The sequence below is a fragment of the Xanthomonas axonopodis genome (assembly GCF_001304695.1).
Classification (GTDB): Bacteria; Pseudomonadota; Gammaproteobacteria; order Xanthomonadales; family Xanthomonadaceae; genus Xanthomonas; species Xanthomonas axonopodis.
In genome coordinates, this window is record NZ_JFAQ01000027.1 from 1 (window position 1) to 21,890 (window position 21,890).

A 21,890-nucleotide genomic window follows, 5' to 3' on the forward strand; every position below is an offset into this window, starting at 1 on the left:
GGGGGGGGGGGCGAATTACTTCGCCTGCCCTGCCAATTCCTAGATCGCGAGTATACATGAGCGCCTCTTCTGCCAGCCCCGCCAAGCACTCCCGCCTGTTGATCCTGGGCTCCGGCCCGGCCGGCTGGACCGCCGCGGTCTACGCCGCCCGCGCCAACCTCAAGCCGGCGGTCATCACCGGGTTGCAACAAGGCGGCCAGCTGATGACCACGACCGAAGTGGACAACTGGCCAGGCGACCCCCATGGCCTGATGGGTCCGGACCTGATGAGCCGCATGCAGGCGCATGCCGAGCGCTTCGAGACCGAGGTCATCTTCGATCACATCCACACGGCAGACCTGTCGCAGCGCCCGTTCCGGTTGATCGGTGATGGTGCCGAGTACACCTGCGACGCACTCATCATCGCCACCGGCGCGACCGCCAAGTATCTGGGCATCCCCACCGAAGAAGCCTTCAAAGGCCGCGGCGTCTCTGCCTGCGCCACCTGCGACGGCTTCTTCTACAAGGATCAGGACGTGGTGGTGGTCGGTGGCGGCAACACTGCGGTCGAAGAGGCACTGTACCTGTCCAACATCGCCCGCAAGGTCTACCTGGTGCATCGCCGCGATACGCTGCGCGCAGAAAAGATCATGCAGGACAAGCTGTTCGCCAAGGTGGCCGCCGGCAAGATCGAGACCGTCTGGCACCACGCAGTGGACGAAGTCCTGGGCAACGATGCCGGCGTGACCGGCGTCAGGGTCAAGTCCACCATCGACGGCAGCACCCGCGACATCGATGCGCATGGTTTCTTCGTGGCGATCGGCCATCACCCCAATACGCAGTTGTTCGATGGCCAGCTGGCAATGAACAACGGCTACCTGGAGATCCGTTCCGGCCTGAACGGTGCAGCGACCGAGACGTCAGTGGCTGGCGTGTTCGCCGCCGGCGACGTGGCCGACCAGCATTACCGCCAGGCCATCACCTCGGCCGGCTTCGGCTGCATGGCCGCGCTGGATGCCGAACGCTTCCTCGACAAGAGCGCCTGAGATGGCGCCTGATTGCCGGCCGCGCCACGCGGCCAGCATCGCCAAGGGACTGCCCGCATGGGCATAACCGCTCGCTGGTGCCGCCGGCTGGACGAGCTTCCAGCCGGCGCCTGGGATGCGCTGCACGATGGCACGCACCCCTTCATCGGCTACGCGTTCCTGGAAGGGCTGGAGCGGGAGGGCTGCCTGCGCCCGGACTGGGGCTGGAACCCGCTGCACCTGACCTTGTGGGAGGGCGACACCCTGGTGGCCGCGGCTCCCGGGTACCTCAAAAATAACTCGCACGGCGAGTTCGTCTTCGACCACGCCTGGGCGCATGCGTACGCGCGCTATGGCCAGGAATATTTCCCCAAGTGGCTGTGTGGGGTGCCCTACTCGCCCGTCACCGGTCCGCGCCTGCTTGGTGCGCCCACCTGGCGCGGTCACCTGCTCGCCGCCATGCGCGAGTTGGTGGAGGGCAGCGGGCTGTCGTCGGCGCACGTGAATTTCTACCCTGCCGATGAAGACGCCGCCTACGCCGCCGACTGGCTGGAGCGCAACGACCTGCAATACCACTGGCACAACGCCAGCAGCTGGAACGACTTCGAGACGTTCCTGGCGGCGATGGATCACAAGCACCGCAAGAACATCCGCCAGGAACGCGCCAAGGTGCAGCGCGCCGGCGTGCAGATGCGCGTTGTCCACGGCGACCAGGCCAGCCAGGACGATCTGGATGCGATGTATGGCTTCTATCTCAAGACCTTCAACGAGTACGGAAATTCGCCTGCGCTGACGCCGCAGTTCCTGCAGCACCTGGCTACGTCCATGCCGCGCCAGCTGGTGATGTTCCTGGCCGAGCTCGATAGCCGCCCCATTGCCGGCGCACTCTGCCTGCGCGGCCACGACACCTTGTACGGTCGTTATTGGGGCGGGGAGGCACTGCCCGGCCTGCATTTCGAGACGTGTTACTACCAGGGCATCGAATATTGCCTGCGCGAAGGCCTGACCCGCTTCGAGCCGGGCGCCCAAGGCCAGCACAAGATCGCGCGCGGCTTTCTGCCCACCCTGGTGCGTAGCAGGCACTGGATCGCCGACCCGGGCTTTTGCGAGCCCCTGGCACAGTGGTGTGCAGACGAGCGCGATGCTGTGGCCCGACACGCACGGGAACTGTCCGAGCACAGCCCGTTTCGCGATTGATCCAGTCAGGCAGCATGAGCGGCACTGACCGAATGCTCAACGTCGTGGGGTGCTTCGTGCCGCGCGGCGCATTGCCGCAAGCAGCACACACGCTGGATCGGCCGACAACTGTCGTGAGCAGTCGCCAGCTGGCACCGACCGTGCGCAGGAACCGGAGCCTGGCTGGCCCGGTACACGCCAATTCCGGGCAGCGCTGCAGACTCACCTCGCGGCACGGCACGCATCGTGGTCAACGCGGTCGGTTTGCCAGCTGTTCTACACTGCACGGATGGCGCGCCACCTCCCCTTTCTGCTCGATGCCGATCCGGCGGCGCCGTTTCCGCCGGCAGGGCAGGCCCTGCGCGACCCAGAAGGCCTGCTCGCCATCGGCGGCGACCTGTCGCCGCAGCGGCTGCTCAACGCCTACGCGCACGGCATTTTCCCGTGGTACTCGGACGGCCAACCGATCCTGTGGTGGAGCCCCGATCCACGCATGGTCTTTCGCACTGACGGCGTGCGCCTGTCCTCCCGCTTCAAGCGCCAGCTCCGCGCAAGCACCTGGACGGTTCGCGCCGATACCGCCTTCGAACAGGTGATCGATGCCTGCGCTGCGAGTCCGCGCCCCGGCCAGGACGGCACCTGGATCACCGCACAGATGCAGCAGGCCTATATCGCCTTGCACCGTCTAGGCCACGCGCATTCGATCGAGGTGTTCGATGGCACCCGCCTGGTTGGCGGGATCTACGGCGTGGCGATCGGCCGGATGTTTTTTGGCGAAAGCATGTTCAGTGGGGAAAGCGGCGGCTCCAAGGTGGCCTTGGCCGCCGTGGCCGCCGATCTGCGTGGCCGAGGATGGCCACTGATCGATGCGCAGGTGGAAAATCCGCACTTGCTGAGCCTGGGGGCCGAACGTCTGTCGCGCACAGACTTTTTGCACGACGTGCAACGCCAGGTTGCCCTGACGCAGCCGCCGGGCAGCTGGGCTCAGCGTTACGGCGAACACGCTGCCAGCAACCTGTGCGAGACCCGCTTAACATAAAATTTGCACCGCAAGGAGATGGCGCGTAAAATACGGTCCCTTACGGCCCTGCCGGGCCAGCCGTGATTGCACAGGATTACATGTCGAAAGACGACTCCATTGAATTCGAAGGCAGCGTCAGCGAGACGCTTCCCAACACCACGTTCCGGGTCAAGCTGGAGAACGGGCATGAAATCATCGCCCACATCTCCGGACGCATGCGCAAGAACTACATCCGCATCCTGACCGGCGACCGGGTCAAAGTTGAGATGACTCCCTACGACCTGACCAAGGGCCGTATTACCTACCGCATGAAGTAAGCTGTTCTGGTATTGAGAGGCGAGGCGGCCATTGGCCGCTTTTTGTTGTGGCCGCAATTCGAGCACGCAGTGCAAGGCACCGACCAACATGCACTGCCCTGCTTTGCACCGGCTGCACGGCGGCACTGGCCAGTAGCTTAGAAACGCACCGCTGCTGCATCGTCCATCCGGCACCTGCGCCGAGCGGGCCATCATCAGGATGCGTGATTGCTGCGCGCTGAAGACGTAAAGAAAAGCCGCTCTTTCGAGCGGCTTTTCTTTACCTGCCAGAACAACCTTATGACGATCAGTCCACTGTCGCGGGCAGCAGACGCTCCGGTTCCGGATGCGCCTCGACCACCAGCTCTCCGTCCTTGACGTCGATGTTGACGCGGCCACCGTCCACCAACTTGCCGAACAGCAGTTCGTCGGCCAGCGGGCGCTTGATCTTTCCCTGGATCACCCGCGACATCGGACGCGCACCCATCAGCGGATCGAAGCCGTGCTGAGCCAACCAGTCGCGCGCGGTCGGGGTGGCCGACAGGGAGACGTGCTTTTCCTGCAACAGCATTTCCAGCTCGATGATGAACTTGTCCACCACCCGCAGGATGTGGTCGAACGCCAGCGGCTGGAACTGCACGATCGCATCCAGACGGTTGCGGAACTCGGGCGTGAAACCGCGACGGATTGACTCCATTGCATCGGTGGAATGATCCTGCTTGGTGAAGCCTATCGACCGACGCGACGCCTGCGTGGCGCCGGCATTGGTCGTCATCACCAGGATCACGTTCTTGAAATTGGCTTCGCGCCCGTTGGTGTCGGTGAGGATTCCGCGGTCCATGACCTGCAACAGGATGTTGAAGATGTCCGGATGCGCCTTCTCCACCTCGTCCAGCAGCAGCACGCAGTGCGGCGTCTTGACGATCTTTTCGGTCAACAAACCGCCCTGATCGAAACCGACATAGCCGGGGGGCGCACCGATGAGACGGCTGATCGAATGCGCTTCCATGTACTCGGACATATCGAAACGCACCAGCTCGATTCCCAGCTGCAGGGCGAGCTGCTTGGTGACCTCCGTCTTGCCGACACCGGTGGGACCGGCGAACAGGAAATTGCCGATCGGCTTTTCCGGGTTCGCCAGGCCCGAGCGTGCCAGCTTGATCGAGCCGGCCAGCGTTTCAATGGCCGGGTTTTGCCCGAAGATCACCATCTTCAGGTTGCGCTCCAGGTGCTGCAGTACGTCCTTGTCGGTGGCGCTGACCTGCTTGGCCGGAATCCGCGCCATCTTGGCGACAATGGTTTCGATCTCTTCGATATCGATCAGTTCCTTGCGCTTGCCTTCCGGCAGCAGCCGCTGACGCGCACCGGCCTCGTCGATTACGTCGATCGCCTTGTCGGGCAGCAACCGGTCGCCGATATGCTTCACCGACAGGTCAACGGCCGCCTGCAGCGCGTCATCGGCGTAGGTCACACCGTGGTGCGCCTCGTATTTGGGCTTGAGGCCCTGCAGAATCTCGAAGGTTTCGCCCACGGTCGGCTCGACGATATCGATCTTCTGGAACCGACGCGCTAGCGCTCGGTCCTTCTCGAATATGCCGCGATATTCCTGGAACGTGGTCGAGCCGATGCAGCGCAGCTCGCCCGACGACAATGCGGGCTTGATCAGGTTGGAGGCGTCCATGGTACCGCCCGACGCCGAACCGGCACCGATGATGGTGTGGATCTCGTCGATAAACAGCACCGCATTGGGTACCTTCTTCAATGCTGCCAGCACGCCCTTGAGACGCTTTTCGAAATCGCCGCGGTACTTGGTGCCGGCGACCAATGCGCCCAGATCCAGCGAGTAGATCACCGCATCGGCGAGCACTTCCGGCACGTCGTTGTCGACAATGCGCTTGGCCAGACCCTCGGCAATTGCCGTCTTTCCGACGCCGGCCTCGCCCACGTAGAGCGGATTGTTCTTGCGCCGACGGCACAGGACCTGGATGGTGCGCTCGATCTCGTCGCTGCGGCCGACCAGCGGATCGATCTTACCGTTACGCGCCTGCTCGTTGAGGTTGGAGGCGAACTCGGCCAGGGCATCGCCCTTGGCCTCGCCCTCCCCACCTTCGCTCTTGGACTCGCCATCCGGCGCGGACGGCTGCTCGCCGTCCTCGCCCAGCTTGGCGATGCCGTGCGAAAGGTAATTGACGATATCGAGGCGGGTGATGTCCTGTTGGTTCAGGAAGTACACCGCGTGCGAGTCCTTCTCGCCGAAGATCGCGACCAGCACATTGGCACCTGTCACTTCCTTCTTGCCCGAGGACTGCACGTGATAGACGGCGCGTTGCAGCACCCGCTGGAACCCCAGGGTGGGCTGCGTGTCACGCCCGTCATCTTCTGCCAGGCGCGAGACCGAAGCCTCGATCGCCTGTTCCAGGTCATTGTGCAGGCGCACCTGGTCTGCCCCGCAGGCCTTGAGCACGGCCTGGGCGGAAGGGTTGTCCAGCAGCGAGAGCAGCAGGTGCTCGACGGTCATGAACTCATGACGCGCCTCGCGTGCTCGCTTGTAGCACTGGCCGATGGTTTGCTCTAGGTCTTTGCTGAACATTGGTAACTCCGAACGGCTGTTGCCGACAATATGTGGCTTTTGCTGGGATTTTCCACAACCCTATCGGATAGCCATGTTCAGACAGCGTTAGCACGTGATCGCAGCCACACTGTTGCGCTGCTGGAATGATCCGCAGGGTACCTTAGACCTGTTGCATCGTGCACAGCAGCGGGTGCTGGTTCATACGCGAAAACTCGTTGACCTGAGCCACTTTCGACTCTGCAACTTCACGGCTATAGACCCCGCACACGCCGCGCCCGCGGGTGTGGACGTGCAACATGATCTGGGTAGCCTGCTCCAGATTCAGGTTGAAAAACTGCTCCAGGACGGTCACCACGAAGTCCATCGGGGTGTAGTCGTCGTTCAGCAAAAGCACCTGGTAGCGCGGCGGTGGCGCCACTTCTGGCTTGCCGGCTTCGACCATCAGGCCGTGGTCGTGTTCGTGTGAGGTATTCCGAGGCATCCAGCCATTATACGGTTTCAACCTTGCACGCATTGGACGATTTACGCTGTGGCCCGCACAATTTGTCTCCAATTTCCTGGCTGGCCCTTGATGACCGATCCCATGAGCGCGCAGTTGCTGGCACCGCCGTCTACCGCAGATGCACCGATGCGCACAGCAGACGAACGCAAGGCCGTGCCGGGATGGCACTGCGCTGCCGGCCCCACTGCGGAAGCAGCGCACATGTGGTCGATCGCGCTGGAGCAGACTCGATGAGTGCACCGGAGCAACGCTGGCATCCCGATGTGACAGTCGCCACAGTTGTGGTGCGCGATGGACGCTTTTTGCAGGTGGAAGAAGCCATCGGCGGCCGCTTGCTGTTGAACCAGCCTGCCGGGCATCTGGAGCCGAACGAAAGCCTGCAGGATGCGGCAGTGCGCGAAACCCTGGAGGAGACTGGCTGGGACGTGCGCCTGACCCAGTTCATCGGAACCTACCAATGGGTTGCGCCCAACGGGCAGTGCTTCTTGCGCTTTGCCTTCGTTGCCGATGCGCTGACCCATCACCCGGAACGCAGTCTCGACACCGGCGTGGTGCGCGCGCTTTGGATGACCCCTGACGAACTGCGCGCTTCGACCGAGCGCCTGCGCAGCCCACTGGTGTGGGAGGTGGTTGCCGATTACCTGGCCGGGCAACGTTATCCGCTTTCCTTGGTGCGGCACGTCGCATGAGTACGCCACGCATTGTGGTGGGGGTGTCCGGCGGCGTGGATTCGTCGGTGGCGGCGTGGAAGCTGGCGCAGCAAGGCGAGTCAATCGCCGGGCTGTTCATGCAGAACTGGGCCGACGACGGCAGCGGCGATTGCCGCGCCGAAGACGACCGCCGCGATGCGGTGGCGGTGTGTGGCGTGCTGGGCATCCCGTTTCATTTTCGCGACTTCTCCGACGAATACTGGAGCGGCGTGTTCGAGCATTTCCTGGCCGAATACGCGGCAGGACGCACGCCCAACCCGGACGTGTTGTGCAATCGCGAAGTGAAGTTCAAGCATTTCCTGGATGCTGCACAGGCGCTGGGTGCCGAGCGCATCGCCACCGGCCATTACGCGCAGGTGGCGCATCGCGGTGGGTGGTGGCGCCTGCTGCGCGGCGCCGACCGCGGCAAGGACCAGAGTTATTTCCTGCATCAGCTGGGGCAGACCCAGTTGGCCGCCACCCTGTTCCCGATCGGCGATCTGGAAAAAAGCACGTTGCGCCGGATTGCCCAGGATGCCGGCTTGCCGACCCATGCCAAGAAGGATTCCACCGGCATCTGCTTCATCGGCGAGCGCGATTTCCGCGAGTTCCTGGGTCGCTACCTACCCGCGCGTACCGGCGAGATCCGCGACCCGCAGGGGCAGCGCATCGCCGAGCATCCGGGGGTGTTCTACTTCACCCTGGGCCAGCGCGAGGGGCTGAACATCGGCGGCGTGCGCGGGCGGGCGGCTGCGCCGTGGTACGTGGTCGGCAAGGATGTGGCCGGCAATGTGCTGTATGTGGACCAGGACCGCGACAGCCCCTTGCTGCAATCGCGCTGGCTGCAGTCCGAACAAGCCCACTGGGTGACCGGTGCGCCGCCGGCGCGCCGCTTCAGCTGCACTGCGCAGGCGCGCTACCGTCAGCCCGACGAGCCGTGCAGGGTGGAGGTGCAGGACGATGGCAGCGTGCAGGTGCGCTTCGAACGGCCGCAACGGGCGGTGACGCCGGGGCAGTCGCTGGTGCTGTACGACGGGCAGGAGTGCCTGGGCGGCGCGGTCATCGCCGCCACCGACGCACCGCTGGAGCGCCAGTTGGCGGGATCTTCTTTTTCCTCTGAGGTAGTGGCTTGATGAGTGTTTCCATGGACCACCGTGTGCTGGCGCTTGCCGGCGTCGCCCAGGCCCTGCAACAGGTGCGGCGGATCGCCGAGACCGGGCATTCGGAAGCTGCGACGGTGCGCACCGCCATGGACAGCGTGTTCCGTGTGGACGCCGCCTCGCCGGAGGCCGTGTACGGCTCGGCAGCGGCGCTGGCGCCCGGCCTGCGCCTGCTGCACAACTACTTCCATAACCAGGGCCAGGACGAGATGCTACCGCGCCTGGCCCTGGCCGTGCTGCAGCTGGAGCGCCGGTTCGTACGCGATGCCAGCACCGTCGCCACTGTCGCTAGCGGAATCGACGCGGCAGCGCGCCAGGCCCAGCAACTGGGCGACAGCAGCCACCCCGATGTGCTGGGGTCGCTCGGCGGGCTGTACGCGCAGACCATCAGCCACTTGCGGCCAAAGGTCATGGTGCAAGGCAACCCGCACTACCTGGGCCAGGCTGGCGTGGTCGCGGAGATCCGCGCGCTGTTGCTGGCGGCACTGCGCTCGGCGGTGCTGTGGCGGCAGATGGGCGGCAGCCTGTGGGATTTCCTGTTCGCCAAACGCGCAATGATCGAAGCGGTGGACCGCGCATTGCGCTAATGGGCGCGAAAAACCGCTTACATCTGCGCGCTAGCGGCCGCTGAGGCGCGCCAACGGCGGTTGAATGGACCAGGCGATGTGACGATCGTCGCTAAAGACAACGGGGGCAGTGCCGATACAGCAATCGTGACTCTGCCGAGAACGCCCATGTATTCACGTCCACTCATCCGTCTAGCCGCTCCTTTGGCTCTGACCTTGCTGTTCCCCTTCGCTGTCGGATTCGACTGGCCCGCTTCGGTGCGCTGGGCGATCCTGGCGACCATGACCCTCAGTTGGTTGGGTTTCGCTGCCTGGGTGACGTATTCCCAGTTCCGGGCTAATCCGGACCAGGCCCGCATCCTGCGCGAGCAGGATCAACTGCTCAACGAACTGCGCACGTTCGTCAGCAACGAAGTCGACGGATCACGCTCGGAAGTCGAGCGTGCCCGCGAACTGATCCGCCAGGCCGTGTCCGGCCTGGGTGGCAGCTTCGAAGCGATGAATCGCAAATCGCGTCAGCAAAGCCAGGCACTGGCCCGCATCGTCGACCGCGCCGGTGACGATGGCAGTGCCGGCGTCGACGTCGCCCGCTTCGCCCAGCATGCCAGCTCCCGCATGGAGCAGTTGGTGGAAGCGCTGGAGCAGGTGAGTGGCCAAAGCACCAATACCGTCCACCACATCGATGAGATGGCCCAGCATCTGGATGGCATCTTTGCGCTGCTGGAAGACGTCAAGTCGATTGCCGACCAGACCAACCTACTGGCCTTGAACGCCGCCATCGAAGCAGCGCGTGCCGGCGAAGCGGGCCGCGGCTTCGCCGTGGTTGCCGACGAGGTGCGCAACCTGTCCGAGCGGTCCACCACCTTCAACGAGCAGATCCGCAAGCTGGCTCACAGCTCCAAGGAATCGATCGCCAAGGTGCGTGAAACGGTCTCGCAGCTGGCCTCGCGCCACATGGACCGCTCCCGCGAGGCGCGCCATGAATCGGCCGCCATGCTGGAGAACGTTGCCCAGATCAACGCTTCGTTGGGCGATGGCATGCGCGAGATCTCCGAGTGCGCACGCTCGATCGATGGCAGCGTGGCAGAAGCGGTGCGTGCCCTGCAGTTCGAGGACATCGCCACGCAGACGCTGAGCGGCATCCACACCCACCTGGATCGCCTGACCGCGATCAACCGCGAAGCGGTGGCGCTGCAGGAACTGCTGCATCGCAATGGCGGCGTGTACGACAGCGACCTGGTCGCCGCGCTGGCCAAGGTGTCCAACCGCCTGCGAGACATGCGCGTGGAGTGGGAACGCCCGCCGCACAAGCCGGTGGCGCAGCAAGGCATGGGTGCCGGCACGGTCGAGTTGTTCTAAGACCGATGCCGCCCCGCAGCTGCTGATTCCGACATTCCCCGGCCTTCCGGGGATTTGTCGTTCCCTTACGACCTGGTGTTCCGCCCATGACACTTGTTGCCCCGACCCTCGATGCCCCTACTGCCGCACTGCAGGCCGCTGCGCTGGCAGCCGCGCAGGCCGAGCGCATCGCGCAAAGCGATGCGGCCAGGCCTGCACTGCGACGTGTCCGCATGCCGGCCGCGCTGGAGCGGCTGGAGAGCAGCGCACGCGCGGAGCTGCTGGCCCTGATCAACCCGCGCCGCGTATGCAGCGAAGAAGACCTGTTGTTCGCCACGGTGGCCTGGGATCTGGGTCTGGATGGTGCCGTAGTCAGCGGATCGGCGCGGTAAGCCCAGCGCCGTACAGCGGGGCGTGCCTCGGCAGGCGCCCCGCCCTGTTGTTGGACTGTCCGATCTCAGGCGATTGAGCGTACGTTTCTTCCGCTCCTGCGGGCGTCGCTCATGCAGTGAGTACGTGCTCCCTGCCCCTGCGCGGCCGGGATTCGTTTACCCCGGCTGAGGTTTGTCAGGCCTTGCCAAGGCCCGTAGCGTCCATCTCACCTGCTGAGCCCGTTACCAATCCGGGCGATCAGCATGCTTTCTTCTTCGGAATGAGCGCGAGATGCCATGAAAACCAGTTGCCTGGCGTTGCTTGCGGCAGCACTTTCTCACTCGGCCAGTGCGGCAAACAATAAGGTCTATCTTGAATTTCTCTGGGATGCCCGGCCACCGCATTCGATTGCCCGCCAGCAAACCATCCAGTTTTTGACCGATGGTCAGCACACTCACCAGGTGTGTGTCGCGACCGATCTGGCCAAGACCGATGTAGGCGGGTTGGTCGTGGAGGCGTTCGATGCCTCCGGGAAGGAAGTGTCGAGCCACCGGTATCCCGACTACCGTGGCGTCAAGCACTGCTACGTTGCCGATCTGGGCCAGGGAGGCAAACCTGGCCTATGGACGTTTCGCGCAAGCACAGGAGATGGGCGCACCGGGGAAGAGACGCTGCAGGTCCATGCCAGGCTTGCAGACTCGCCACTGTCAAACGATCCGGGAACACCGTATGTTGTCGGCCGCCCGAACTACGACGCAACGATCCCGCCGGCTGAGTGGCATGGCCGCCTCGTCTGGGAAATGCAGGTCAATCCGCAAGGCACGGTGACCGAGGTCACCGTGACGACGGCAGAAGGTGTTGGCTTGAAACTTCGCGACCGCGCGATCGCGGCCGGCTATCTGTCCCTTTTCTTCCCTGACAAACGGCGAGAGCGAACACCGCTGCTCTGGAGGCGCGAGCTGTCGTTCGAACCGGAATAAGACCGGCACGATGACGGTCGATCACGCTGCATCAGTCGATGCTTATCGCATGACACGGGTGAGCTGGCAGTCATGCATGCACTGGACAACAGCCCTCGCTCTTGTCGAGATATCGAGCCCATCTGGATCCGGTCGGAGGATGTATCCGATCGCTTCCGAAGTATCCATGACATCCCGCTCTGATCTCCGAGGCGACGCGTCTGGACTGGACTGGTGCCCCTGTCCAGCAACGACAACATCGCGGTGTCTGCACGATGTGCCAATGCCTGTCTGGGACAAGCAAGCGCGATCCGCGACGCTTACGATGCACGTATTGAACATCAGGTTGATATCTGCGCCAGATCGCAAGCAAACGGCAAACCTGTCGCCTGTCGTCGTACCGCTGTGGAGCGGCATTGAGCCGATCACATCACTGATTCATAGTGCGCGGCGCCATTCGTGCGGCGCCAGCATGGCCAACGGCTCAGCTAGCAATCACCAAACGTGTACCCAGCCGCATGCCGGCGTCGGCTTCGCGCAACCACTGCGCCATGTCGCGCGGCGACAGCGGGCGTGAGTAGAAGTAACCCTGAATTTCGTCGCAGCCCTGCTTGCGCAGCAATGCATCTTCCTGCACGGTTTCCACGCCTTCGGCGACCACCTGCATGCCCAGGGCATGTCCCAGATGGACGATGGCTTGGGTGACCTCTGCCGTATTGGTGTCGTCGAGCATGCCTTGCACGAAGCTGCGGTCGATCTTCAAACGCTGCACCGGGAAGCGATTGAGGTAATGCAGGTTCGAGAAGCCGGTACCGAAGTCGTCCACTGCCAGCAGTACGCCGTTCTGTTCGAACAATTCGAAGCAGCGGCGCAGCGAATCGGAGTCGCGAATCAAGGCAGATTCGGTCAGCTCCAGCTCCAGGCGCGACGGCGGCCAGCCATTGTCGCGGCAGATTTCCAGCACGCGCTCGGCAAAACCGCGTTCGCGCAATTGTACGGCAGACACATTCACCGCAACGCGGCTGAAATGCAGGCCGGCACGATCCCAGACCACGGCCTGGCGACACGCTTCGCCGATGACCCACTCGCCCAGGCGCACGATCTCGCCGCATTCTTCGGCAATCGGGATGAATTCGACCGGGCTGCAGGGGCCATGCCCAGGGCGATTCCAGCGCATCAGCGCTTCGATCGCCGGCGATGCGTCGTCCACGGTGTTGACCAGCGGCTGGTAGACCAGCGTGAATTCTTCGCGCTCGAGCGCGCCTTGCAGCGCATGCTCCAGCTCCAAACGGCGCTGCGCACGCAGCAGCACGTCCTGGCTGTAGTAATGGTACGTATTGCGCCCGGACTCCTTGGCTGCATACATCGCCGCATCGGCGGCGCGCAGCAGGCTGTCGAAATCCGACAGCCCTTCGCCCTGCAGCGCGATGCCGATGCTGGCGCCGAGCTTGAGGGTGACGTGTTCCTTGCGCAGCGGCTCGCCGAGCGCAGCAATCAGTTTGCGTGCCACGTGGCCGGCGTCTTCGGGCTCGGACATATCGCGCAGCAGCACGATGAATTCGTCGTCGCTGAAGCGGCCGAACAGGTCGCTATTGCGCAGATGTTGATGCAGGCGCGCCGAGGCAAGCTTGAGCAGGTTGTCGCCGGTGGCGTGGCCAAACGAATCGTTGATGCTCTTGAAGCCATCCAGATCGATCAACAGCATCGCCAATGTCTGGCCGCGCTCGTTCGCTTCGCGAATGGCGTTTTCTGCCTGCTCGCGCAACAAGAAGCGGTTCGGCAAACCGGTCAGACGGTCGTAATGGGCAAGCAGCTCGATGCGCTCGTTGGCTTCGCGCTCGCGGGTGATATCGCGGAACAAGGCAACAAACCGCGGCGGCAAGCCCTCGCGACGATCCAGCTCGATCAGCACCTGCACCCAGACACGCTGGCCGAAGTTGCGATAGAAACACAGCTCCAGCTGTTCGGGCAGGCCGCCATCGGAGATACGCAGCAGCGCCGCCTCGAACGCGTCGCGCGAATCCTGCGTGTACAGCGACAGCGTCTGCTCCAGGGTGATGTTTTCCTTGCGCAGGCCGTGAATGCGATAGCACTCCTCGGTCCATTGCATGCGCCGGGTGTCGACCTCGATCTCGCAGCCGCCGATCTTGCCCAACGCGGACACGCGATTGAGCAGCTCGGTGCGCCAACGGATCAGCGCGTCGGTCTGGCGTTGTTCGGTGACGTTCTGCAGCTGGCCAAGCACGCGCACCATGCTGCCGTCGCCATCGAACACCGGCTGTGCCCACACGCGCAGATGATGCGGGTTGGCACCGAGCAGGCCGTTGATTTCCAGTTCGAAATGCACCGGCATGCCTTCGTGCTTGATCTTGCGCCAGGCGCTGCGCAGTTGCGCAACCGAAGACCCGGCCAGCAGGCGCAGGATGTCGCGGATGCCTTGCAGACGAAGCTGGGTCATGCCGAGTTGTTGCAGGAAATCCTGCGACACCCACAGGGCATCGTGATGCGAATCCCAGCTCCAGCTTCCCATGCTGGCGATGCGCTGGGCTTCTTCGAGCTGCGCCTGCTGATCGCGCAGCTGCTGCTCGAGCAATTTGTGATGGTGCACGTCGGTATGCGTGCCGACCATGCGCAACGGACGTCCGTCGGCGGTGCGCGAGACCACGCGGCCGCGGTCCAGGATCCAGCGCCACTGGCCGTCGTGCTGGCGTAGCCGAAATTCGGCCACGTAGGTATCGGTGCGGCCTTCCAGATGCGCCTGCACCGCCGCGCTGACATGCGCGTGGTCTTCCGGATGAATCAGCCCGGATAAGGCAGTGAGATTGTTCGGCGGCGGCTGCTCGGAATAACCGAGCATGCGGGTCCAGCGCTCGGAGCGATACACCACATCGGCCGAAATGTCCCAATCCCACAAGCCATGGTCGGCGCTGTCCAGGCCTATTTCCCAGCGACTGGTGCCATCGACACCCTTCGGCTCGGGAATGCTCAGGGTGAACGCCATGATCTGGCCGTGTTCGTCGCAGACCGCACGCAGCCAGCCTTCCAGCCGCCCGCCGCCGGTCCCCGGCAAAACGCAGGGCGCCATGCCCCCGCTGTCGGCCAGCTGGGCACGGCTGCTTTCCAACACGTCGGCGTATGCGCCAAGGGTTGCCGGCAATCCGAGGGATTGGGCAACGCGGTTGGCCGCCAGAGGCTGGCCATGCGCATCCAACAACACCACCGCCGAGGTCAGCGGGTGCTGCAGCATGCTTGCAATGACGCCTGAGTCCACTCTGGAACACTCCGAAGAATCGACCCCGGCCTTCGGAGTCGCAATGGATAACGGCCTTACCGGCGAATAGTTGAGCCACCTGTTGCAAGCTGGACCGAACCGGCCCGAGTTACGGCTAAGATGGCCGCATCGCCAGCACTCAAGGTCGTCCGCGGATCCATGCAACAGCCCGTCGCCGCGCCCGTATTTTCGTCCGCCCCCGTCTCCTGCCTTCGTCTCGCCGAGCGCCTGCAGCAAGGCCTGTGGACCCTGACCGGCCTGTATCTGCTGGTTGGCGTGATCTGGCTGCTGCTGGGCAACCGGCTGCTCAACCTGGCTGGTGGCGCGATGCCGGAGCGCTGGTCGGACGCGAGCTTTCTGGTGCTGTCCAGCATCGTCATCCACCTGGTGCTGCGCCGCTTCACCGGCTTGATCGTGGACGAGTACGCCCAGCTGGCGCAGTCCGAGGCGTTGCTGCAAGCCAAGTTCCTGGCATTGCCCAGCCCGGCCTTCATTTACGACCTGGCCACCATGCGCATCCTCGACGCCAATCCGGCGGCGCTGGAATTTTTCGGCTGGGAGCGCGACGAGTTCCTGCAGCAGACGCTGCAGGCGATCTGGCCCAATGCCGATGGCGAGCGGCTGGAAGAGATCATTGCGCAGATCCGCGGCAAGGGAGATGCCACCTGCGTGTTGAACGAAGACCTGATGACGCGCAGCGGCCCGCGGCATGTCGAGGTGCGGAGCAACCAGCTGCATCTGGCCAGCGGCCCTGCCCGCCTGGTCGTCACCGTGGACCGCAGCGAAGAACGCCGGGCGCAAGATCTGCGCGACGAGGCGCTCGAACGTCTGGAAGAGGCGCAGAGCATCGCGCGCTTGGGCTCCTGGCAACTGGATCGCACGACCGGCCTGGGACGCTATTCGCCGGCGGTCTACCGCTTGCTGGGGCGCAGCGTGCCGATGCACCGTCGCGAGCATCGGTTGGAAGAATTGCTGACCGCCTCCGACAGCGCGACCCAGGTGCGCATCGAGCGCATGATCGAAGACATGTGTACCGGTGGCGAGGTGCAGATCGATGTGCTGTTGCCGCTGACCGGCGGCGATTCGCAGCCACGCACCGTGCACTTGCGCGCAGAGAGCGTGACCCTGCCCAGCGGCGCCCGCCACGTGCATGGCACCTTGCAGGACGTGAGCGAACGCGAACAGTCGCGGCGCCTGCTGCGCGAGCGCGAAGAACAATTCAAGGAGCTGGTGCGCGTGCTGCCCGACGGTGTGCTGATTCTCGCCGACGAACATGTGATGTACGCCAACGCGGCCGGCTCGGCCCAGTTCGGCTTTCAGGGCGAAACCATCCTGGGCGAGCCGCTGCAGACACTGGTAGGCGACACCGATCTGCCGGTGGTGCGCGAATACCTGCGCGCAGGCAGCGATCGCAACGAGCCGGTGTCCAGCGCACGCGCGATGCGTCGTCGCGACGGCAGCACCTTCTACGCAGGTCTGTCGGCCGGCGACATCCGCTACGGCGGACGCAGCTGCAAGTTGCTGGTGGTACGCGATCTGAGCGAACCCGAGCGCATGCGCGATGCCCTGGCCGAGAGCAATGCCGAACTGCAGGCAATGGCCAAGCGTCTGTTTTCGTTGCAGGAAGATGAGCGGCGTGCCATCTCGCGCGACCTGCATGACGACATCGGGCAAGCGATCACTGCCATGAAGCTGTCCGCGCACGCGGCCCTGGATGAACCGGACGCGGACGCGCGCCGTGAGGACTTGCTGGAAGTCGTGTCGCTGGCCGACACCACGGTGACCAAGCTGCGCAATCTGTCGATGCTGTTGCGCCCACCACAACTCGATGCCCTGGGGCTGGAGGCAGCGCTGCGCTGGCAGGCGTCGATGCTGTTTCGCGCCTCGCAAGTGCGGCTGGAGCTCGATATTCAGGCGCTTGAAGAAAGGCCGGGCAACGAGATCGAACAGGCCTGCTTCCGGATCGCGCAGGAAAGCCTGACCAATGCATTGCGACACGCCTGCGCCGGCGAAGTGCACCTGCGTCTGCATTCCATCGATGGCGACAGTTTCCGCCTGGAAGTCAGCGATGACGGCGACGGCTTCGAGCCGGAGGGTCCGCGTGGGCTGGGGCTGATCGTGATGCGTGAGCGTGCGCAAACCGTCGGCGGCACGCTCACGATAGAATCAGCCCCCGGAGCCGGCACGCGCGTGACGTTGCGCCTGCCCTATCACCCGGTCGGCGAGCCCGTCCACGACGATGGTGGACGTTGAGTCGTGTGGAGCCCCGTAATCCCGCCCGGACTGGAAATCGTCAAGCCCACCCGGCTTGGCGCGGGCAATCCCGAATTGCTGCACCTGGTGGACGCGGCCGCGTCCGGCGGCCCGCCGCTGATGATCTTTCACGTCGATATCGATCACTTCGCCTCGATCAACGAGAACATGAGTGGCGAGGTCGGCGACCAGGCGCTGACGCTGGCAGCGCGCAGGCTGCAGGAATTTCTCGGAACGCGCGGCAAGCTGTGGCGCCACGGCAGCGATGAAATGGTGGTTGTGGCGGTGCGCCGCGACGACACGCCGCTGCCGGAAGATTTTGCCGAAGAAATCCGCCAGCAACTGGAGCTGCCGTTGTCGGTGCTGCCGTATACCTTGTTCATGACCGGCAAGGTCGGCATCAGCCTGTGTCCGGAACATTCCACCTCATTGTCCACGCTGCTGGATTACGCCGAAGAAGCCAGCTACCAGGCCGCGCGCGAAGGCGGCAACACGGTGCGGCTGTACACGCGCAACTCGGCCACCAACGCGCATAGCGAAAGCATCATTGCGCGGCAGATCGTCGATGCGATTCCGCACAGCGAATTGCGCCTGCGCTACCAGCCGCTGGTGAGCGCGCGCGACGGCCGCATCGTGGGCATGGAAGCGCTGCTGCGCTGGCAATCGCCCACCCTGGGCATGCTGGTGCCGGAACGCTTCATGCGTACCGCCGAGCGGCTGGGCGTGATTGTGCAGATCGGCGAGTGGGTAATGCAGAACGCGGTGCGCCAGGCGCGGCTGTGGCGCGATCAGGGTTTCGACGATTTCAGCATTGCAGTGAATGTTTCCACGCTGCAGCTGCTGCGCCCGGGCTTTTTCAACGAAGTGATGGCGATGCTGCAGACCGCCGGTGTTCCGGCGCAGTTCGTCACGCTGGAGATCAACGAAAGCGCGTTGACCAACAACGTCAACTTCGTCCACGAGACGATGGCCAACCTGCGCAACGAGGGCATCAGCCTGAGCCTGGACAACTTCGGCACCGGCGATTCCAGCCTGAGCGCGCTGGTGCGCTACCCGGTGGACCGGCTCAAGATCGACCGCAGCTTCATCAAGAGCGCACCGGCCGGCAGCCGCGAGGCGGCGATCGCGCGCGCCATCATCGCCATGGGCCACCAGCTCGGCATGACGGTGATTGCCAATGGTGTGGAATCGCAGGCGCAGCTGGGCTTTTTGCGCCGCAACGATTGCGACATCTTCCAGGGCTACCTGTTCGGCGAGCCGATGTCGGCCGAATCTGCCGGCATGGCACTGCGCCGGCGCTACCTGCGCCCGGAATCGTTCGCCGAAAGCCGCCCCGACCGCACGCTATTGTTGCTGGACGACGAAGAAAACGTGCTGCGCTCGCTGGTGCGGCTGTTCCGCCGCGACGGTTACAGGATTCTGGCTGCCGGCAACGTACGCGACGCCTTCGACCTGCTGGCCACCAACGACGTGCAGGTGATCCTGTCCGACCAGCGCATGAGCGACATGAGCGGCACCGAATTCCTGGGCCGGGTCAAGATGCTCTACCCGGACACGGTGCGCCTGGTGCTTTCCGGCTACACGGATCTGGCCACCGTCACCGAGGCCATCAACCGCGGCGCGATCTACCGTTTCCTGACCAAGCCCTGGAACGACGACGAACTGCGCGAGCATATTCGCCAGGCGTTCCGCACGCATGATGAGTTGCGGAACGGCCGGGAATAGTGATTGGGGATTCGGGATTGGTTTAAAGCGGCGTGCGGCGCCGTTGTCTCACAGGGCAGATTGACGATCAGCAAAAGCAAAGCCTGCTCTTGCGAATCCCCAATCCCGAACAACCAATCCCAGCCCGTCAGCGCTAGCGCGGCTGCCGGATCGGTAGCACGATCCTGAAACTGGCCCCCTGCCCTGGCGTGCTTTCCACGTCGATGCGGCCGTGGTGCTTGTTGATGATGCCGTAGGAAATCGACAGGCCCAGGCCGGTGCCGCTGCCGACCGGTTTGGTGGTGAAGAATGGGTCGAAGATGCGCTGCAGCAGATCCGGGGCGATGCCGGCGCCGCTGTCCTGGAACTGGATCCAGACGTTTTCTGCTTCATCGCGACCGGTGGTCACGGTGATCGTGCCGCGCTCGACGATGGCCTGGCCGGCGTTGAGCAGCATGTTCATATAGACCTGGTTGAGCTCGGATGGCAGACACTCCACCAGCGGCAGCTCGGCGTAGTTACGCTCCAGCGTGACCTTGTACTTGAGCTCGTTCCAGATGATGTTGATGGTGGATTCCAGACCCGCGTGCAGGTCGACCATCTTCCACGACTCGGACCGGTCCGAGTACGAGAAGTCCTTGAGGTCGCGCACGATGCGGGTCACCCGCTCGATGCCTTCGCGCGATTCGGCCATCAATTGCGGCAGATCGCGGCTGATGAAGTCGATGTCGGCGCGGTTGCGGATCTCGTCGATTTCCGGAATCAGCGCCTTGGGGTCCGGCGCCTGCAGCGCGCGCTCGTAGGCTTCGATCAGGGTGAACAAGCTGCGCAGATATTCCTGCAGGCTGCCCAGATTGGAGTGCACATAACCGATCGGATTGTTGATTTCGTGCGCCACGCCTGCGGCCAACTGGCCGATGGAGGCCATCTTTTCCGATTGCAGCAATTTGTCCTGCGCACCGTTCAAGCGCAGATAAGCCTGACGTAATTCGGCGTGGCGCTGTTGCAGCTCGCGCTCATAATCCTGCTGGCCTTCGATGTTGTGGAACAGCGCCAGAAAATGCCCGACCCCGCTCTCTTCGTTGTAATACAGGTGCGCAATGACCACACGGTCGGCCACCGGCAGACTGCCGGTCCAGCTGCCCTTGCTGCGCGCTTGATTGAGTGCGTCCGATGGCAAGACCTGCGAGATGCGCTCGCCCAGATTGCGATCGTCGGCGGGATCTTCCTTGCACAGGCTCTGGCGTGCGATGGCATTGGCCAGGATCAGCTTTCCGTCTGTGCGGAACAGCAGCAGCCCCTCCATCATCTGGTCGCCGAAGGCGCGCAGGATATCCGAGGACGGCAGTAAGGCTTGATTGAGAAAAAACTTGGCGGTCACGGGAGCAGGCGGCGTAGAGGATGCCTCAATATACGCCGAACCATTGACGCTCCGTATTGTCGTTTCGCATTGCCCGGCGGTGCGACGCAGTACCAACGGCAGCTGCCTGTTCGCCTAAGCCCGACCGGGCATCTGTAGCCCGGTGTGCTGCAAAACAGCGTGCAACTCAGGCCACTGCCAACGAACGCCCGCCGCGCAACACGCTCGATTGCCCCTTGGCATCGTAGGACGGTGCACTTTCGGTGCGGCCCAGGTGACGCAGCGCCCAGTTCACTTCGCGGCGCCGGCGTGCCAGCAGCGCACCATTGGCGCGGTTGGCTTCGGCCAGCTCACGCAGCCGCTCTTCTTCGCCTGCAGGCATCGCCGCTTCCAGCGCTTGCAGCGCCGACAGCTTGTCCTGCGTGTGTCGCATCAGCCCGTCGATGTCGTTCTCGAGTAATGCCTGGCGTTCGCCGGCCAGCGCATCGCTGAGACGTTGCAGGAACTCGTTCACGTTCATCCTTTCAGTCGGGGATCAACCCGCCAGTTGCTGATTCAGATCCATCATGCGGCTGGCGATGGCGTCCGGGTTGATGGAATAGCTGCCGTTCTGCAATGCATCCTTCACCGCCTGGACGCGACCGGTGTCGATCGCCGAGGACTGCGAAAGCTCGCGCTGCAGGTTCTGCAGGTTGGTGGCTTCGCCGGTCAACTTGACGCTGTCGGTCGGCGGGGTTGCGGCAACCGGGGACGCGCGATCTTCGCCGGCCGAAGCGATCTTGCTGCTGGTGGCAGTGGTGCGAAGGGTGGCAGCGGTCGGTAGATTGCCTTCGATTTTCTGGGTCATGTCAGGAACTCCTCTACAGGTCGTAGGGGATAACGGCACCCGGAAAAAAAACTTTATAGAAATTTTTTACCTGGAGACCACAACGGTTCCGCTCGCTTCAACGATGCCCTGCACTACCCGGCGCGAGGACGAATTTTCCACCGACACGCGTTCGTTTTCGCCGGCGTCCGACAGGGCGCGGCCACTCATGCGCACCTCAAGCCCGCCATTGCGCGAGACCAGCGGCACGGTGTCGCCGCGCCGGACCAGCCGCTGCGTCACCAGGTCGTTGGCAGAGAGCAGCGAGCCTGCCGGCAGGACGCGCCGGGCGGTCTTGCCAACGGCAGCCACCGGATCGGCAAGCACCGCACCAACGATGCGCGCGGCATCACGCTTCTCGATGCTGATATCGGCCAGCGAGATGGTTTCTCCAGCACTGATGCCGCGGCGCAAGACCAGCACGTCCTGGTTGCGACGCACCTTCAACGGCACGAACAAGCGCCAGCCGGCCGGCTGCGGGCACGCCACTTCCACCGTGTTGGTGCCGGTGGGCTGCGCCTGCAGCGCGATTGGACAAGCCGGCATGCGCAGGCCCGGATCAAGTGTGGCCTCGGCTTCGGCGTCCGGACCAACGGTCGCCAGCGCCGCAGCACGGATGGAATCGACAGACTGATAGCTCTGGGCCCACGCCGGAGCGGCAGCCAACAGGATGACAAGCAGGAGCAGGCGCATGGGACCAGATCCGGAAGAAGACGGGAGCTGTGATGCAAAGGGTGTGCCTGTTTTTTGCCGGGATTGGGGAGTCGGGATTGGGGAGTCGT

Annotated in this window: 19 protein-coding genes; 12 read left to right on the forward strand and 7 right to left on the reverse strand. The window is 63.8% G+C overall.

Features of this window, described 5'->3' with window-relative positions; translation table 11 throughout:
• Nucleotides 1–56 precede the first annotated feature (56 nt).
• The 4 genes from trxB (at nucleotide 57) to infA (ending at nucleotide 3,518) form a co-directional block, all read left to right on the forward strand.
• Nucleotides 57–1,025: a thioredoxin-disulfide reductase gene (trxB, locus tag XAXN_RS02410; protein ID WP_054318357.1), complete on the forward strand. Its 969-nt coding sequence runs from the start codon at nucleotides 57–59 to the stop codon at nucleotides 1,023–1,025.
• 57 nt (nucleotides 1,026–1,082) lie between these two features.
• Nucleotides 1,083–2,201: a GNAT family N-acetyltransferase gene (locus XAXN_RS02415; protein WP_054318358.1), complete on the forward strand. Its 1,119-nt coding sequence runs from the start codon at nucleotides 1,083–1,085 to the stop codon at nucleotides 2,199–2,201.
• A 268-nt stretch (nucleotides 2,202–2,469) separates the two neighbouring features.
• Nucleotides 2,470–3,219 (forward strand): leucyl/phenylalanyl-tRNA--protein transferase, encoded by a 750-nt coding sequence (aat, locus tag XAXN_RS02420; protein ID WP_054318359.1) that lies wholly within the window; start codon nucleotides 2,470–2,472, stop codon nucleotides 3,217–3,219.
• An 80-nt stretch (nucleotides 3,220–3,299) separates the two neighbouring features.
• Nucleotides 3,300–3,518, forward strand: a complete 219-nt coding sequence (gene infA, locus XAXN_RS02425) for a translation initiation factor IF-1 (protein WP_002813418.1) — start codon at nucleotides 3,300–3,302, stop codon at nucleotides 3,516–3,518.
• Nucleotides 3,519–3,804: 286 nt separating this feature from the next.
• Here the strand turns inward: infA and clpA are convergent, their stop codons facing one another.
• Together clpA and clpS are read right to left on the reverse strand one after the other, a co-directional pair.
• Nucleotides 3,805–6,087: an ATP-dependent Clp protease ATP-binding subunit ClpA gene (clpA, locus tag XAXN_RS02430; protein ID WP_054318360.1), complete on the reverse strand. Its 2,283-nt coding sequence runs from the start codon at nucleotides 6,085–6,087 to the stop codon at nucleotides 3,805–3,807.
• A gap of 142 nt (nucleotides 6,088–6,229) precedes the next feature.
• Nucleotides 6,230–6,550, reverse strand: a complete 321-nt coding sequence (clpS, locus tag XAXN_RS02435; RefSeq protein ID WP_054318361.1) for an ATP-dependent Clp protease adapter ClpS — start codon at nucleotides 6,548–6,550, stop codon at nucleotides 6,230–6,232.
• A 251-nt stretch (nucleotides 6,551–6,801) separates the two neighbouring features.
• Between clpS and XAXN_RS02440 the strand changes: the two genes are divergently transcribed.
• The 6 genes from XAXN_RS02440 to XAXN_RS02465 all read left to right on the forward strand — a co-directional run bounded on the left by XAXN_RS02440 (nucleotide 6,802) and on the right by XAXN_RS02465 (nucleotide 11,676).
• The gene (locus XAXN_RS02440; RefSeq protein WP_054318362.1) at nucleotides 6,802–7,260 is read left to right on the forward strand and encodes an NUDIX hydrolase; all 459 of its coding nucleotides are present in this window, start codon (nucleotides 6,802–6,804) and stop codon (nucleotides 7,258–7,260) included.
• Complete coding sequence (mnmA, locus tag XAXN_RS02445) at nucleotides 7,257–8,393, forward strand: tRNA 2-thiouridine(34) synthase MnmA (protein ID WP_054318363.1); 1,137 nt, start codon at nucleotides 7,257–7,259, stop codon at nucleotides 8,391–8,393. The genes XAXN_RS02440 and mnmA overlap by 4 nt, the downstream gene beginning before the upstream one ends.
• On the forward strand, nucleotides 8,393–9,007 hold the full coding sequence (gene hflD, locus XAXN_RS02450) for a high frequency lysogenization protein HflD (RefSeq protein WP_054318364.1): 615 nt from the start codon (nucleotides 8,393–8,395) through the stop codon (nucleotides 9,005–9,007). Before mnmA ends, hflD begins: the two co-directional genes overlap by 1 nt.
• Nucleotides 9,008–9,067: 60 nt before the next feature.
• The gene (locus XAXN_RS02455; protein ID WP_174515549.1) at nucleotides 9,068–10,345 is read left to right on the forward strand and encodes a methyl-accepting chemotaxis protein; all 1,278 of its coding nucleotides are present in this window, start codon (nucleotides 9,068–9,070) and stop codon (nucleotides 10,343–10,345) included.
• An 86-nt stretch (nucleotides 10,346–10,431) separates the two neighbouring features.
• Nucleotides 10,432–10,716, forward strand: a complete 285-nt coding sequence (locus XAXN_RS02460; RefSeq protein WP_054318366.1) for a hypothetical protein — start codon at nucleotides 10,432–10,434, stop codon at nucleotides 10,714–10,716.
• A 276-nt stretch (nucleotides 10,717–10,992) separates the two neighbouring features.
• Nucleotides 10,993–11,676, forward strand: coding sequence for a hypothetical protein (locus XAXN_RS02465; RefSeq protein ID WP_054318367.1), 684 nt, complete (start codon nucleotides 10,993–10,995; stop codon nucleotides 11,674–11,676).
• A gap of 463 nt (nucleotides 11,677–12,139) precedes the next feature.
• Here XAXN_RS02465 and XAXN_RS02470 read toward each other — a convergent pair whose 3' ends face one another.
• Nucleotides 12,140–14,926: a bifunctional diguanylate cyclase/phosphodiesterase gene (locus XAXN_RS02470; protein ID WP_206416697.1), complete on the reverse strand. Its 2,787-nt coding sequence runs from the start codon at nucleotides 14,924–14,926 to the stop codon at nucleotides 12,140–12,142.
• Nucleotides 14,927–15,046: 120 nt separating this feature from the next.
• On the opposite strand from XAXN_RS02470, the gene XAXN_RS02475 reads away from it, so the two are divergent.
• The gene (locus XAXN_RS02475) at nucleotides 15,047–17,179 is read left to right on the forward strand and encodes a sensor histidine kinase (protein WP_054318369.1); all 2,133 of its coding nucleotides are present in this window, start codon (nucleotides 15,047–15,049) and stop codon (nucleotides 17,177–17,179) included.
• A gap of 3 nt (nucleotides 17,180–17,182) precedes the next feature.
• On the forward strand, nucleotides 17,183–18,904 hold the full coding sequence (locus XAXN_RS02480; protein ID WP_054318370.1) for an EAL domain-containing protein: 1,722 nt from the start codon (nucleotides 17,183–17,185) through the stop codon (nucleotides 18,902–18,904).
• A gap of 133 nt (nucleotides 18,905–19,037) precedes the next feature.
• On the opposite strand, the gene XAXN_RS02485 is transcribed toward XAXN_RS02480, so the two are convergent.
• The 4 genes from XAXN_RS02485 to flgA form a co-directional block, all read right to left on the reverse strand.
• Nucleotides 19,038–20,264, reverse strand: a complete 1,227-nt coding sequence (locus tag XAXN_RS02485) for an ATP-binding protein (protein ID WP_054318371.1) — start codon at nucleotides 20,262–20,264, stop codon at nucleotides 19,038–19,040.
• Between the two features lie 166 nt (nucleotides 20,265–20,430).
• A complete protein-coding gene (locus XAXN_RS02490; protein ID WP_003482942.1) occupies nucleotides 20,431–20,763 on the reverse strand; it encodes a flagella protein in 333 nt (110 codons plus the stop codon).
• 15 nt (nucleotides 20,764–20,778) lie between these two features.
• Complete coding sequence (gene flgM / locus XAXN_RS02495) at nucleotides 20,779–21,090, reverse strand: flagellar biosynthesis anti-sigma factor FlgM (protein WP_003482943.1); 312 nt, start codon at nucleotides 21,088–21,090, stop codon at nucleotides 20,779–20,781.
• A gap of 66 nt (nucleotides 21,091–21,156) precedes the next feature.
• Nucleotides 21,157–21,801: a flagellar basal body P-ring formation chaperone FlgA gene (gene flgA, locus XAXN_RS02500; RefSeq protein WP_008575794.1), complete on the reverse strand. Its 645-nt coding sequence runs from the start codon at nucleotides 21,799–21,801 to the stop codon at nucleotides 21,157–21,159.
• Nucleotides 21,802–21,890 lie beyond the last annotated feature (89 nt).

Bases quoted from the DNA above. Each gene is read 5' to 3' on its own strand.
- mnmA (WP_054318363.1), top strand. From the start codon at position 7,257: ATGAGTACGCCACGCATTGTGGTGGGGGTGTCCGGCGGCGTGGATTCG.
- XAXN_RS02440 (WP_054318362.1), top strand. From the start codon at position 6,802: ATGAGTGCACCGGAGCAACGCTGGCATCCCGATGTGACAGTCGCCACA.
- trxB (WP_054318357.1), top strand. From the start codon at position 57: ATGAGCGCCTCTTCTGCCAGCCCCGCCAAGCACTCCCGCCTGTTGATC.
- XAXN_RS02465 (WP_054318367.1), top strand. From the start codon at position 10,993: ATGAAAACCAGTTGCCTGGCGTTGCTTGCGGCAGCACTTTCTCACTCG.
- infA (WP_002813418.1), top strand. From the start codon at position 3,300: ATGTCGAAAGACGACTCCATTGAATTCGAAGGCAGCGTCAGCGAGACG.
- XAXN_RS02415 (WP_054318358.1), top strand. From the start codon at position 1,083: ATGGGCATAACCGCTCGCTGGTGCCGCCGGCTGGACGAGCTTCCAGCC.
- flgM (WP_003482943.1), bottom strand. From the start codon at position 21,090: ATGACCCAGAAAATCGAAGGCAATCTACCGACCGCTGCCACCCTTCGC.
- clpS (WP_054318361.1), bottom strand. From the start codon at position 6,550: ATGCCTCGGAATACCTCACACGAACACGACCACGGCCTGATGGTCGAA.
- XAXN_RS02490 (WP_003482942.1), bottom strand. From the start codon at position 20,763: ATGAACGTGAACGAGTTCCTGCAACGTCTCAGCGATGCGCTGGCCGGC.
- XAXN_RS02475 (WP_054318369.1), top strand. From the start codon at position 15,047: ATGGCCGCATCGCCAGCACTCAAGGTCGTCCGCGGATCCATGCAACAG.
- aat (WP_054318359.1), top strand. From the start codon at position 2,470: ATGGCGCGCCACCTCCCCTTTCTGCTCGATGCCGATCCGGCGGCGCCG.
- flgA (WP_008575794.1), bottom strand. From the start codon at position 21,801: ATGCGCCTGCTCCTGCTTGTCATCCTGTTGGCTGCCGCTCCGGCGTGG.
- clpA (WP_054318360.1), bottom strand. From the start codon at position 6,087: ATGTTCAGCAAAGACCTAGAGCAAACCATCGGCCAGTGCTACAAGCGA.
- hflD (WP_054318364.1), top strand. From the start codon at position 8,393: ATGAGTGTTTCCATGGACCACCGTGTGCTGGCGCTTGCCGGCGTCGCC.
- XAXN_RS02460 (WP_054318366.1), top strand. From the start codon at position 10,432: ATGACACTTGTTGCCCCGACCCTCGATGCCCCTACTGCCGCACTGCAG.